The sequence below is a fragment of the Bradyrhizobium sp. 172 genome (assembly GCF_023101065.1).
GTDB classification, from domain to species: domain Bacteria; phylum Pseudomonadota; class Alphaproteobacteria; order Rhizobiales; family Xanthobacteraceae; genus Bradyrhizobium; species Bradyrhizobium canariense_D.
On the sequence record NZ_CP064701.1, the window covers coordinates 191606 to 205127 of the forward strand.

A 13522-nucleotide genomic window follows, 5' to 3' on the forward strand; every position below is an offset into this window, starting at 1 on the left:
GCGGAAGAACAAACAAAAAGCCCGCCGTCCCCCAAGACGGCGAGCTTGTTTCAGGCGTCGCGCTTTAGGAGACGACTTCGGCAGTGACGCGGCCGACGCCGGCGCCGGTGAGGCCGATGGCACGGGCAGCGCCCGTGGAGAGGTCGAGGACACGGCCGCGGATGAACGGGCCACGGTCGTTGATGGTGACGATGACGCTCGAGCCGCCATGGGTGACACGCAGCTTGGTGCCGAACGGCAGTGAACGGTGCGCCGCGGTCATGGCGTTCTGGTTGAAGCGCTGGCCGGAGGCGGTCCTGCTGCCGGACTCGTTCCCGTAAAAGGAAGCCATGCCGGAGAAGGAACGTCCGGTGCCCTGCGACGGCGTCATCGATGCATTGGCGTTACGCCAATCGGAGGTCGTGTTGGCATCGGTCTGGGCGTGGTGGCGGTGATGATGGTGGGAATAGCGATGGTGATGGCGGGATTTGGCGGAAGCTTCGGTGGCAGTTCCCCCGATGAGAAGAGTTGCGGCAACAAAGGCGATCGCCTTACGCGGCCGGGTCACTGAGCCCAGCGTCTTCAAACAAAGCATATATTGGTCCCTAAGCTAGTATTGCCACATATGTGGCAAGTGGAGCCCCCGTAAGTTTGCGAGCGGGATCGCGTTTCGATTCCTAATGAGGCGTGAATTGGGCAGTAAATCCGTTCTGTGTCGCTGTGTAATATCTTGTTACCGGCAGGGATATTCGGCCGACATTCCGTAATATTGGAATTTAGCAGTTTGTTAACCTCTATATTACTCGCGAATACTGTAAAACGAAGTCATCGCTTTCCGCATTTAGAATTCAGAAAGTATTCGGCGAGTGGAGCCGGGAGGGCTGGAATCACGCCTCAGCGATCCGTGTTCATGGCGGCTATGCGCTCAGGGCAGGAACCAATCGCCGGCCTCGGCTCAGGGTTGGGCTTAAGCGCTGTGGCAATTCCGCGGCATGGCAAGGTCGTCGTCGCGTCGTCGTGGAGTGCGACGAACTGGCGACAGAACGTCATGCCTTTAATTTGGCGTCATGTTGCACGTGCGCGCCTGCTATGTTAGCAAAGCCGCGATTTTAACGAGCCCGGCACTTCCGTGCGGGGTCGAAAATCGAAGTCCCGCTTGAATTCCAAGGGCTTGGATCGCTAGGCGCCGCTTCGTGGCGACGGTTTTTCCCTTGCGAGTTTGACAGCAAAAAGAGCACGTCTGTGGCTGCAGAAGATACGTCCGTTTCCGGTGTGTCGGGCCGTTATGCAACGGCCTTGTTTGAACTGGCCCGCGACCAGAAAGTGGTCGACGAGGTCAAAGCCGATCTCGAAAAATTCGAGGGCATGCTGAACGAAAGCGCCGATCTGAAGCGCCTCGTCCGCAGCCCCGTGTTCGCGGCCGATGCCCAGTCCAGAGCCCTCTCGGCCGTGCTGGACAAGGCCGGCATCGCCGGCATCTCCGCCAATTTCCTGAAAGTGCTGACCGCCAACCGCCGCCTGTTCGCGGTGGCTGACGTCATCCGCGCCTATCGCGCCCTGGTCGCCAAGTTCAAGGGCGAGGCGACGGCCGACGTCACCGTGGCGGAGGCGCTCTCGGACAAGAATCTCGACGCCCTCAAGGTTGCCCTGAAGTCGGTGACCGGCAAGGACGTCGCGCTCAACGTGAAGGTCGATCCCTCGATCATCGGTGGCCTCGTGGTCAAGCTTGGCAGCCGAATGGTCGATAGCTCGCTTCGCACCAAACTCAATTCGATCAAGCACGCGATGAAAGAGGCAGGCTGATGGACATCCGCGCCGCGGAAATTTCCGCGATCCTCAAGGACCAGATCAAGAATTTCGGCCAGGAAGCTGAAGTCTCCGAAGTCGGACAGGTGCTGTCCGTCGGCGACGGTATCGCTCGCGTTTTCGGTCTGGATAACGTCCAGGCCGGTGAAATGGTCGAATTCGAGAACGGCACCCGCGGCATGGCGCTGAACCTCGAAACCGACAACGTCGGTATCGTTATTTTCGGCGCTGACCGCGAGATCAAGGAAGGTCAGACCGTCAAGCGCACCCGCGCCATCGTGGACGCGCCGGTCGGCAAGGGCCTGCTCGGCCGCGTCGTCGACGCGCTCGGCAACCCCATCGACGGCAAGGGCCCGATCCAGGCCGACAAGCGCATGCGCGTCGACGTCAAGGCGCCCGGCATCATTCCGCGCAAGTCGGTGAACGAGCCGATGGCGACCGGCCTCAAGGCGATCGATGCCCTGATCCCGATCGGCCGCGGCCAGCGCGAGCTGATCATCGGCGACCGTCAGACCGGCAAGACCGCGATCGCGCTCGACACCATCCTCAACCAGAAGCCGCTCAACGCGCAGCCGGACGAGAACATCAAGCTGTATTGCGTCTACGTCGCGATCGGCCAGAAGCGCTCGACGGTTGCCCAGTTCGTGAAGGTGCTGGAAGAGCAGGGCGCGCTCGAATATTCGATCATCGTCGCCGCCACCGCGTCGGATCCGGCACCGATGCAGTACATCGCGCCGTTCACCGGCTGCACCATGGGCGAGTACTTCCGCGACAACGGCATGCACGCCGTCATCATCTATGACGATTTGTCCAAGCAGGCCGTCGCCTACCGCCAGATGTCGCTCCTGCTGCGCCGCCCGCCGGGCCGCGAAGCCTATCCGGGCGACGTATTCTATCTGCATTCCCGCCTGCTCGAGCGCGCGGCGAAGCTGAACAAGGACCAGGGTTCGGGCTCGCTGACGGCGCTGCCGGTCATCGAAACCCAGGCCAACGACGTGTCGGCCTACATTCCGACCAACGTCATCTCGATCACCGACGGCCAGATCTTCCTGGAAACCGACCTGTTCTTCCAGGGCATTCGCCCCGCGGTGAACGTCGGTCTGTCGGTGTCGCGCGTCGGCTCCTCGGCACAGACGAAGGCCACCAAGAAGGTCGCCGGCAAGATCAAGGGCGAGCTCGCGCAGTACCGCGAAATGGCGGCGTTCGCGCAGTTCGGCTCCGACCTCGACGCCTCGACCCAGCGCCTGCTCAATCGCGGCTCGCGTCTGACCGAGCTCCTGAAGCAGCCGCAGTTCGCGCCGCTGAAGATGGAAGAGCAGGTCTGCGTGATCTGGGCCGGCACCAACGGCTATCTCGACCCGCTGCCGGTCAACAAGGTGCGCGCGTTCGAGGACGGTCTGTTGTCGCTGCTGCGCGGCAAGAACGTCGAGATCCTCAACGCGATCCGCGACAGCCGCGATCTCTCCGACGACACCGCCGCCAAGCTGAAGTCGGTGGTCGAAGGTTTCGCCAAGAGCTTCGCATAAGAGAACGGTCGCAAGGCCGGGCTTCTTGTCCCGGCCTTCCGTGCCTCACTGCATGAAAACGAAGACGTGGATGCCCGGGACACGCCCGGGCATGACGACTGGGATAGGCTAGCGGCTTGATCCAAGGGGTCGAACCGCCGGGGTGAACGAAGAATGGCGTCACTTAAAGACATGCGCGTCCGCATCGCCTCCACCAAGGCGACGCAGAAGATCACCAAGGCCATGCAGATGGTCGCGGCGTCCCGGTTGCGCCGCGCCCAGCAAGCGGCCGAGGCGGCGCGGCCCTATGCCGACAAGATGAGCGCGGTGATCTCCAACATCGCCAGCGCTGCCGCCGGTTCGCCCGGCGCCCCGGTGCTGCTGGCCGGCACCGGCAAGGATCAGGTTCACCTACTGCTGGTCTGCACCGGCGAGCGTGGTCTGTCCGGCGCGTTCAACTCCTCGATCGTGCGCCTCGCGCGCGAGCGCGCCCAGGCGCTGTTGGCGCAGGGCAAGGAAGTCAAATTCTTCTGCGTCGGCCGCAAGGGCTACGAGCAGCTCCGCCGCCTGTACGACAAGCAGATCGTCGAGCATCTCGACCTGCGCGGCGTTCGTCAGCTCGGCTTCGTCAACGCGGACGACATCGCCAAGAAGGTGCTGGCCCGCTTCGATAACGGCGAATTCGACGTCTGCACGCTGTTCTACGCGCAGTTCAAGTCGGTGATCGCCCAGGTCCCGACCGCGCAGCAGATCATTCCGCTGACCGTGGAAGAAAAGGCGGCGACCGCGCCGTCGACGTCCTACGACTATGAGCCGGAGGAAGACGAACTCCTCTCCGGCCTGTTGCCGCGGAACATCGCGGTGCAGATTTTCCGTGCGCTGCTGGAAAACAACGCCTCGTTCTATGGCGCGCAGATGAGCTCCATGGACAACGCCACCCGCAACGCCGGCGAAATGATCCGCAAGCAAACCCAGATCTACAACCGAACCCGTCAAGCCCAGATCACCAAGGAGCTGATCGAGATCATCTCCGGCGCCGAGGCGGTCTGACGCACGAACCAAACGACGGTCGTTCAAGTAAAGAATTTCGAAGGAGAGCTTCATGGCTACAGCAGCTACCCAGGTCGGTCGCGTCACCCAGGTCATGGGCGCCGTCGTCGACGTTCAGTTCGAAGGCCATCTGCCGGCCATTCTGAATTCGTTGGAAACCAGGAACGGCAACATCCGCCTCGTGCTGGAAGTTGCACAGCATCTCGGTGAGTCCACCGTGCGCACGATCGCGATGGACGTGACCGAAGGTCTGGTCCGCGGCCAGGAAGTGACCGACACCGGTCAGCCGATCTCGGTTCCGGTGGGTGCAGGCACGCTCGGGCGCATCATGAACGTGATCGGCGAGCCGATCGACGAAGCCGGTCCGATCCAGTCCGAAGGCATGCGCGCCATCCACCAGGAAGCGCCGAGCTACACCGACCAGTCGACCGAAGCTGAAATTCTCGTCACCGGCATCAAGGTCGTCGACTTGCTCGCGCCCTACGCCAAGGGCGGCAAGATCGGCCTGTTCGGCGGCGCCGGCGTCGGCAAGACCGTGCTGATTCAGGAGCTGATCAACAACGTCGCGAAGGCGCACGGTGGTTACTCCGTGTTCGCCGGCGTCGGCGAGCGTACCCGCGAGGGCAACGACCTCTATCACGAGTTCATCGAGTCCAAGGTCAACGCCGATCCGCATAATCCGGATCCGAGCGTCAAGTCGAAGTGCGCGCTGGTGTTCGGCCAGATGAACGAGCCGCCCGGCGCTCGCGCCCGCGTCGGCCTCACCGGTCTGACCGTCGCCGAGCACTTCCGCGACCAGGGCCAGGACGTGCTGTTCTTCGTCGACAACATCTTCCGCTTCACCCAAGCCGGCTCTGAAGTGTCGGCGCTGCTCGGTCGTATCCCGAGCGCCGTGGGTTACCAGCCGACGCTCGCCACCGACATGGGCGCGCTGCAGGAGCGCATCACCACCACGCAGAAGGGTTCGATCACCTCGGTGCAGGCCATTTACGTTCCGGCCGACGACTTGACCGACCCGGCGCCCGCGACCTCGTTCGCGCATTTGGACGCCACCACGGTGTTGAACCGCGCGATCTCGGAAAAGGGCATCTATCCGGCGGTGGACCCGCTCGACTCGACCTCGCGCATGCTCTCGCCGCTCGTCGTCGGCCAGGAGCACTACGACACCGCGCGTCAGGTCCAGCAGGTGCTGCAGCGCTACAAGTCGCTGCAGGACATCATCGCCATTCTCGGCATGGACGAGCTTTCGGAAGAGGACAAGCTGACGGTGGCCCGCGCCCGCAAGATTGAGCGCTTCCTGTCGCAGCCGTTCCACGTCGCCGAAATCTTCACCGGCTCGCCCGGCAAGTTCGTCGACCTCGCGGACACCATCAAGGGCTTCCGCGGCCTCTGCGAAGGCAAGTACGACCACCTGCCGGAAGCCGCCTTCTACATGGTCGGCACCATCGAAGAGGCGATCGAGAAGGGCAAGAAGCTGGCGGCCGAGGCGGCCTAAGCTGCGAAGGGCGAGCAGGGAGTAGCGAATAGTCGCGCCGCTCCCGCTCCATTCGCAATTCGCTACTCACCATTCGCAGGTTTCCAATGGCCACCTTCCACTTCGATCTCGTCTCGCCGGAAAAGCTCGCCTTCTCGGGCGAGGTCGACCAGGTCGATATCCCCGGCGTCGAAGGTGACTTCGGCGTGCTGGCGGGACACGCGCCGGTCGTGGCCGCGATCCGGCCCGGCATTCTCACCGTGACCACCGGCGGCAAGCACGAGAAGATCATCGTGCTCGGCGGTATCGCCGAAGTCTCCGAGAAGGGCCTGACCGTACTCGCCGACGTCGCGACCTCGCTGGCCGAGCTCGACCGCGCGCAGTTCGCCGCGACCATCTCGGAGATGGAAGAGGGCTTGAAGGAGCACGAAGGCAACGAGCTCGATCAAGCCATCGCCCGGCTCGACCACTTCAAGAGCATCCAGCAGCAGCTCAGCAGCACGGCGATGCACTAAGCCCCGGTGCACTGCGCCGGGGCCCGAACTGAAAATTCCTGAATAAGTTCAGCGCTCGTCACGGGAGTGGCGGGCGCTGAAACTTTGTTGCACGGCGCCGCCGATAGCGCCATTCTGCGCCCGCGAACTTTGTTCCGGGGGCCGACCGCAGATGAAACGCAAGATCGCAGCGATTTTCGCGGCCGATATTGCCGGTTACTCGCGACTGGTTGCGGAAGACGAAGAGGAGACGCTGCGGCGTCTCGCCGCCTATCGCGAGGTCGTCGATGATTTCATTGCCAGGGCGGGCGGACGCATCTTCAACACCGCGGGCGATGCCGTGCTTGCGGAATTTCCAAGCGCAGTCGATGCGGTGCGCTGCGCGATCGACATTCAGGAATCCCTGCGAACCCGCAACATGGCCTATCCGCCGAGCCGGCAGATGTCGTTCCGCATCGGTATCACCATCGGTGACGTGGTCGAGCGCGACGGTGATCTGCTCGGTGACGGCGTCAATATCGCCGCCCGGCTCGAGGGCCTCGCCGAGGTCGGGGGCATCTGCGTCTCCCGCGCCGTGCACGAGCAGGTCGCCAACAAGCTGTCGGTGCAGTTCGCCGATATCGGCGCGCAGGAGGTCAAGAACATCCCGACGCCGGTGCACGCCTACATGGTGGCGATGCGGCGCGGGGACGGTAGCTACGCGACGCCGCAGATCAAGAAGGTGACGAAGGCTGAGGCCGCGCCGAACTGGATGTGGCCGCTGGTGGTCGGTGTCGTCTCCGTCGTCGCCATCGGCGTCGGCGGCTTCCTCTATTTCACCAAGCTCGAGACGACCAGGGCGCCGGCGGTTGCAGTGACCGCGCCAAGCCCAGCATCAAGTCCGATGCCCAACGCGGCTGCGGCAGCAGCGCCAAGCCCGTCATCCACCATGGCGGCGAAAGCGCCGATGCCCATGCCGGCACCATCGGCTTCACCGATGGCCGGCAAGTTTCCTGCCGACAGCGTCCCCTTCATCAACGAGCGCATCCGCAACTACCTGGCCGGCGACTATTCCGCTGCCGGCGACTACAAGGCGTTCGCACTCAATGTCGGCGGGTTCACCGGCGCGTCGTTGAATCAGCCGAACGAGGAAGCCGCGCGCAACGCCGCACTCGATCAGTGCCAGAAGCGCGCCGATGCCGCGCAGTCGCCGCGGCGTTGCGAGCTCTATGCAGTCGGCAACAATGTGGTCTACACGCACGGCAAACCGCCGATGCCGCCGCAACCGTTCGTCCGGCATGATGCCATGACCGAGCGCGCCTTCGCCTCGAAAGACTTTCCGATGGTGCGCGATCCCGCCAAGGTCCGGCTCGAGAACATGTTCGTGCCCGCGGCAAAATCCCGCGCGGTCGCGCTCGGCCCCGGCGGCCAATATTTCATGGTGATGGGCGCATCGTCCACCGACGATGCCGCGCGGCGTTCACTGGAATCGTGCGGTGCGATCGCCGGCGTCGCCTGCCTGGTCGTTGCGGTCGACGAGAATTTCGTCGTGCCGATCCCGACCCTGCTCCGGATCACCGGCTTCTTCCATGCGGCGTCGAACGCCTCGATCATCGCAGATGCGCGCGACGAGGTCGTGCGCAAGCTCGCCGACGGCATGGGCTGGAACGCCGTCGCGGTCGGCACCGCGGGCCGGCCGGGCCTCGGCCTCAAGGCCGCGGACGAGCAGACCGCCGTCAATTCCGCGCTCGCCGACTGCGCCAAGCGCGACAGCGACTGCCACCTCATCGCAATCGGCCCGTTCACGGTGGGACCGATCAACTAGGCTCACGCAAATTTCCGGGCAAAGTTCTCTAATGATTTCAACCCCGTTCTACTGTGCATGGGGTTGTTTTTCGCGTTTTTAGTTCGCGAACGGCGCAAACTGCTGCGCCACTGCGCTGTAGACGTGGCGGCGGAACGGCACCACGACATCGGGGACGCGGTCGAGCCGCTCCCAGCGCCAGGCGTCGAACTCGGCGGGCTGCCCGTTGCGCGGCGTCAGCGGATCGATCTCGTCATCCTTGCCGGTGAAGCGTAACGCGAACCATTTCTGGCGCTGGCCGCGGAATTTCGCCAGTCGATGTGTCTGCGGCCCGTCATATGGCGGGAATTCGTAAGTCAACCAGTCGGTCTCGCCGAGATAGGATGCGCTCTTGACGCTGGTCTCTTCCCAGAGCTCGCGCAGCGCGGCATCGCGCAAATCCTCGCCCTCGTCGACGCCGCCCTGCGGCATCTGCCAGTCCAGACCCGGCAGGATGATCTCGGGTCCGTCGCCCTTGAAGCGGTGCCCGATCAGCACGCGGCCATCGGCATTGAACAGCGCGATTCCGACATTGGGACGGTAGGGTTTTTCAGTGCTCACGCGTGGATCTCTCGTCGTCATTTCAGGCTGTGCATTAGAGCGTTTTCGAGCGAAGTGGATACCGGTTCGCGTCAAGAAAACGCGTCAAAATAAAAAACTAGAGCCCCGTCCCGATTCTATCGGAACGGAACTGGCTCTAGCATCAACCTGGAATGGCGACTTGAACTAATCCTGCGCCAGCGCGGAAAATTCCTTCACCACGCGCTCGTAGACCGGGCGCTTGAACGGGACGATCAGCCCGGTCAGGTTCTTCATCGGCTCCCAGCGCCAGCTCACGAACTCGGCCTTGTGACCGCCGCCGGGCTTTTCGACGTTGATCTCGCTATCCTTGCCGGTGAAGCGGACCGCGAACCATTTCTGGCGCTGACCGCGGTAGCGGCCCTTCCAGGTGCGCCCGGCGACCGTGCGCGGAATGTCGTAAGTGAGCCAGTCCGGAACTTCGCCGAGCCGCTCAACCGAACGCACGCTGGTCTCCTCATAGAGCTCGCGCTTGGCGGCCTCCCAATTGTCCTCGCCGGGATCGACGCCGCCCTGCGGCATCTGCCAGACATGGGTGTCGTCGACATGCTCGATGCCGCCAGCGCGGCGGCCGATGAACACCAGTCCGTCCTTGTTGAGCAACATCACGCCGACGCAGGTCCGGTAGGGCAGATCCTCGTAACGCGCCATTCCGCCAGACCTCTCGCATGCTGTCGGTAAGGCTTAAGCAGGCCCCGCGGGCCTGTACCATACCAATCCGTTGATTTAGCTGGATTTTGATTTCAGCATCGCGGTTGTCAATGGCACCAAAAGGATACCTCGGTCGCCCAATGTCTTGGTCCAGGCGCCGATGCGCTCGATCGAGACCGGGAGGGCGGAGGCGGTGCCCACGGCCACGCCGCGCTCGCGCGCCGCCGCTTCGAGCTTGGTCAGGGCGCGGTCGATCTCGGCCGGGGTCGGCACCGCGTCAATCGCGATATCGCCCTTGCCGAACGGCATCGCCTGGCTGCCGGCCGCTTGCGGCGCGATGCTGCGCGGCGAGGAGCCGTCGTCGAAGAAGCCGAGCCCGCGCTTGGCCGCCTCGCGGATGATCGGCTGCATCGCCGGCTCCGTCGCGATGAAGCGGGCGCCCATGAAATTGGTGAGGCCGGCATAGCCCTGCATCCGGCTCAAATGCCAGTACAGGCGGTCCATGTTCTGGTCGGCACTCAGCGAGGTCAGCAGCGTCTGCGGTCCCGGATCGTTGTCGGGGAAGTCATAGGGCTCCATCGGGATCTGGAGGAAGATCTCGTGGCGCTGGGCGCGGGCGCGCTCGGCGAGTTTTCCTGGATCGGACCCATAGGGCGTGAAGGCCAGCGTCACCGCCGCTGGCAACCGCATGATGGCATCGGTGGTCTTGGCGGCGCCGACGCCGAGGCCGCCGATCAGGATCGCGACCACCGGCATCTTGGCGGCCTTGGCGCGGTCGGCATCCGCCGCATAGACGTTGAACGGCTTCAGATCCCCGGAAACCGCGGGGATCATGCCATAGCGCGATTTCTCAAGAAGTTTTGGGTCGATCCCGGCCATGACGGGCGGCGGTGCGGAGGCCGCCGCCGTCTCGCTTTTGCCGGCGGCATCGCCGCCGATCACCACGTCGTGGCGCATGCCGGTGGAACCGTCGATCATGGTGACGGTCTTCTGCTCGCCCGCCTGCTTCGGTGCGTCCTTGGTCTCTTGCTTGCTTTCCTGCTTGCTGTCCTGGCCATGGCCGGCCGCGGCCGGCTTGTCGTCGCCAGCCTTGTCTGCGGCATTGGGTTCGCGGATCGCGAGCCGTGTCATTGGCTCGCCGCCGAGCGGATCCTTGTTGAAGATGGCGAAGCCGGCAAAGGTGACCAGGAACAGTCCGAGCAGGACCGCGAGCAGCTGCATGGCCGTGAACGGCAGCCGCAGCCGACGTTTCCGGCGCGGCTTGTCCCGTCCGAGCGGGGCGCTCAGATCATCGGCCGTTTCAGTCATGCGCGATCCCGAATCACTCAGCAATGACGATACCACGCCGGGGTCAAGCGGCGGCAGGCCGGGATAGGCCGGGGGATATCAGGAGTTCCAAGCAAAAAGGGCGGCTCCGGGAGCCGCCCTTTTCGTCAGATCGCGATGCGCCGACCTAGTTCGCCGCTTTGGGCTTGTCGGTCGTGGCCTTGTCGCCGCCCGGCGTGGGCGCCGCGGACGCGCTGTTCTTGATGCCGTGGAGCAGATCGTCGGCGAGCTTGAGCGCCTTGTCGTCCTTGGCGTCCGGCGGAACGTAGGACTGCGAGCCGGTCTTCTCGTCGCCGTCGTTCTTGAGATGGCCGCGCAGCGAAGCTTCGCCCTTGGTGTCGGTACGCGACTTCAGCTCGTCCGGCACGTCCTGCAGCACTTCGATGTCGGGCACGATGCCCTTGGCCTGGATCGACTTGCCCGACGGCGTGTAATAGCGCGCCGTGGTCAGACGCAGCGCGCCGTTGCCGGAGCCGAGCGGAATGATGGTCTGCACCGAGCCCTTGCCGAACGAGCGTGTGCCGACGATGGTCGCACGCTTGTGGTCCTGCAGCGCGCCGGCGACGATCTCCGACGCCGAAGCCGAGCCGCCGTTGACCAGCACGATGACCGGCTTGCCCTTGGTGAGGTCGCCCGTATGCGCGGTACGGCGCTGGGTCTCCTCGGCATTGCGGCCGCGGGTCGAGACGATCTCGCCCTTCTCCAGGAAGGAGTCGGAGACGGTGACCGCTTCCTCGAGCAGGCCGCCCGGGTTGTTGCGGAGGTCGATGACGTAGCCCTTCAGCTTGTCGCCGATCTGATTCGAGAGGTTGGCGACCTCGCGCTTCAGGCCTTCGGTGGTTTGCTCGTTGAAGGTGGTGATGCGGATATAGGCGATGTCGTCGGCCTCGACGCGGGCGCGCACCGAACGGACGCGGATGTTGTCGCGCACCAGCGTGACGTCGATCGGATTGTCCTGGCCCTTGCGGATGATCTTCAGCTTGATCTTGGTGTTGACCGGGCCGCGCATCTTCTCGACCGCCTGGTTCAGGGTCAGGCCCTGCACCGCCTCGTCGTCGAGATTGGTGATGATGTCGTTGGCCATGACACCGGCGCGCGAGGCCGGGGTGTCGTCGATCGGCGAGACCACCTTGATCAGGCCGTCTTCCATCGTGACTTCGATGCCGAGGCCGCCGAACTCACCGCGGGTCTGCACCTGCATGTCGCGGAAGCTCTTGGCGTCCATGTAGCTCGAATGCGGATCGAGACCGGTAAGCATGCCGCTGATCGCGGATTCGATCAGCTTGGTGTCGTCGGGCTTCTCGACATAGTCCGAGCGCACGCGCTCGAACACGTCGCCGAACAAATTGAGCTGGCGATAGGTGTCCGCAGTGGCGGCTCGCGCGCTGGAGCCCATGAAGACCGCGCGCGGTTGCGTCACGAACAGCGTCAGCGCCGCACCGGTGGCCGCGCTGAGGAGGATAACTGAAGTCTTGCGCATCATCCGCGAACCTTCTCGCCTTCATTTGCGGCCCACCATGGGCCTGGATCGATTGGAGTGCCGTCTTTGCGGAACTCGACATAGAGCACAGGTTGACTCGCGTTCGTGGCGAGAATGGAGGCGACTTGAGAGGTCGACCCCATGGTCGCGACAGGCTCCCCCGTGAGCACGAATTGTCCGATGTTGACCGAAATGCGCTCCATCCCGGCGATCAGCACATGATACCCGCCCCCGGCATTGAGGATCAAGAGTTGTCCATAGCTGCGGAACGGGCCGGCATAGACCACCCAGCCATCACACGGCGTCGTGACCTGGGAGCCGGGCCGCGTCGCCAGCGAAATGCCCTTCTGGACCCCGCCGAGCCCGTCCGAACCGCCGAAATCCCTGATCTTGTTACCGTTAACCGGCAGAGGCAGGAGGCCCTTGGCCGCGGCGAAGGCCATCGCAGGGGTGGTGCGGGAACGATCCTTGAATGTGCCGGGGCCGGTCTTGGCGCTGGCGGCCGCGTTTGCAGCCGCCTTGGCCTCGGCCTGCTTGGCGGCCTCAGCTGCTTTCTCGGCCGCCTTGGCGGCGCTTTGCAGATCCTGCTCCATCTTGGCGATCAGCCCCTGGAGATCGCCGACCTGTCTTGAGAGCGCAACGGCGCGCGCGTTCTCGGCGTCGAGGTCCTTTTCGCGCGACGCCTGCTGACGCTGCCGTTCGTCGACCAGAGCCGCGAGCCGGGTCTGGTCGTTGCGCACCTTGTCGCGGTCGGAGGCAAGCTGGTCGCGCTCGGTCGCGATGGTCTTGCGCAAGGCCACGAGCTCGCCGAGCTCGCCCGCGATCTTCTCGGCACGGCCGCGCAACTCCGGCACCACGGCACCGAGCAGCATCGCCGTGCGCAGCGATTGCAGGGCATCCTCGGGCCGTACCAGAAGTGCCGGCGGCGTCCGCCTTCCGGCGCGCTGCAAGGCCGCCAGCACCTCGACGATGTCGGCGCGGCGTGAATCGAGCGAGCTGCGCATCGCCTGTTCGCGGCCGTTCAGCGATCGCAGCCGCGCTTCGGCCTCGTCGATCTTGGTCTCGACGGTGCGCACATTGGCGGCGGTGTCGATCAACTGTTGATTGAGCTGGGTGCGGTCCTGGCCGAGCGAGGTGATCTCGGCCTTGAGCTTGGCCTGCGCTTCCTCAGCGCTCTTCTTGCTGGCGCGCGCGGCTTCGAGCTCCTGCTCGCGCTGCTTGATCGCATCGGGCGCTACGGCCGCAGTCTGCGGTGCAGGCGTCTGAGCTTGCGCGAGGCTTGCGCCGGCAACGCCGGCGATCAGCAGCAGGTTGAAAATCGGCGCTCGCATCGCTTTAAGCAAAGGTGCTCGTTGT

General features: G+C 64.2%; 12 protein-coding genes. 6 read left to right on the top strand and 6 right to left on the bottom strand.

Going from position 1 to position 13522, the window contains the following annotated elements:
- Window positions 1-64 precede the first annotated feature (64 nt).
- On the bottom strand, window positions 65-574 hold the full coding sequence (locus IVB07_RS00935; RefSeq protein WP_026233889.1) for a septal ring lytic transglycosylase RlpA family protein: 510 nt from the start codon (window positions 572-574) through the stop codon (window positions 65-67).
- 647 nt (window positions 575-1221) lie between these two features.
- Between IVB07_RS00935 and IVB07_RS00940 the strand changes: the two genes are divergently transcribed.
- From IVB07_RS00940 to IVB07_RS00965, 6 genes are all read left to right on the top strand, one after another.
- On the top strand, window positions 1222-1782 hold the full coding sequence (locus IVB07_RS00940) for a F0F1 ATP synthase subunit delta (protein ID WP_026233890.1): 561 nt from the start codon (window positions 1222-1224) through the stop codon (window positions 1780-1782).
- Window positions 1782-3311 (top strand): F0F1 ATP synthase subunit alpha, encoded by a 1530-nt coding sequence (gene atpA / locus IVB07_RS00945; RefSeq protein WP_018459843.1) that lies wholly within the window; start codon window positions 1782-1784, stop codon window positions 3309-3311. The genes IVB07_RS00940 and atpA overlap by 1 nt, the downstream gene beginning before the upstream one ends.
- 153 nt (window positions 3312-3464) lie before the next feature.
- Complete coding sequence (locus tag IVB07_RS00950) at window positions 3465-4340, top strand: F0F1 ATP synthase subunit gamma (protein WP_026233891.1); 876 nt, start codon at window positions 3465-3467, stop codon at window positions 4338-4340.
- A gap of 52 nt (window positions 4341-4392) precedes the next feature.
- Entirely contained in the window at window positions 4393-5835 is a 1443-nt protein-coding gene (gene atpD / locus IVB07_RS00955) for a F0F1 ATP synthase subunit beta (RefSeq protein WP_007598896.1), read from the top strand.
- A gap of 86 nt (window positions 5836-5921) precedes the next feature.
- Window positions 5922-6329, top strand: a complete 408-nt coding sequence (locus IVB07_RS00960; RefSeq protein ID WP_018459845.1) for a F0F1 ATP synthase subunit epsilon — start codon at window positions 5922-5924, stop codon at window positions 6327-6329.
- Window positions 6330-6480: 151 nt separating this feature from the next.
- Window positions 6481-8112, top strand: coding sequence for an adenylate/guanylate cyclase domain-containing protein (locus IVB07_RS00965; protein WP_018459846.1), 1632 nt, complete (start codon window positions 6481-6483; stop codon window positions 8110-8112).
- Window positions 8113-8190: 78 nt separating this feature from the next.
- Here the strand turns inward: IVB07_RS00965 and IVB07_RS00970 are convergent, their stop codons facing one another.
- The 5 genes from IVB07_RS00970 to IVB07_RS00990 all read right to left on the bottom strand — a co-directional run bounded on the left by IVB07_RS00970 (window position 8191) and on the right by IVB07_RS00990 (window position 13497).
- Complete coding sequence (locus IVB07_RS00970) at window positions 8191-8691, bottom strand: RNA pyrophosphohydrolase (protein WP_018459847.1); 501 nt, start codon at window positions 8689-8691, stop codon at window positions 8191-8193.
- A 165-nt stretch (window positions 8692-8856) separates the two neighbouring features.
- Window positions 8857-9360, bottom strand: coding sequence for an RNA pyrophosphohydrolase (locus IVB07_RS00975; RefSeq protein ID WP_018459848.1), 504 nt, complete (start codon window positions 9358-9360; stop codon window positions 8857-8859).
- A gap of 75 nt (window positions 9361-9435) precedes the next feature.
- Window positions 9436-10668: a divergent polysaccharide deacetylase family protein gene (locus IVB07_RS00980; protein WP_018459849.1), complete on the bottom strand. Its 1233-nt coding sequence runs from the start codon at window positions 10666-10668 to the stop codon at window positions 9436-9438.
- Between the two features lie 145 nt (window positions 10669-10813).
- Window positions 10814-12169 (bottom strand): S41 family peptidase, encoded by a 1356-nt coding sequence (locus IVB07_RS00985; protein ID WP_018459850.1) that lies wholly within the window; start codon window positions 12167-12169, stop codon window positions 10814-10816.
- A complete protein-coding gene (locus IVB07_RS00990) occupies window positions 12166-13497 on the bottom strand; it encodes a peptidoglycan DD-metalloendopeptidase family protein (protein WP_018459851.1) in 1332 nt (443 codons plus the stop codon). Before IVB07_RS00990 ends, IVB07_RS00985 begins: the two co-directional genes overlap by 4 nt.
- Window positions 13498-13522 lie beyond the last annotated feature (25 nt).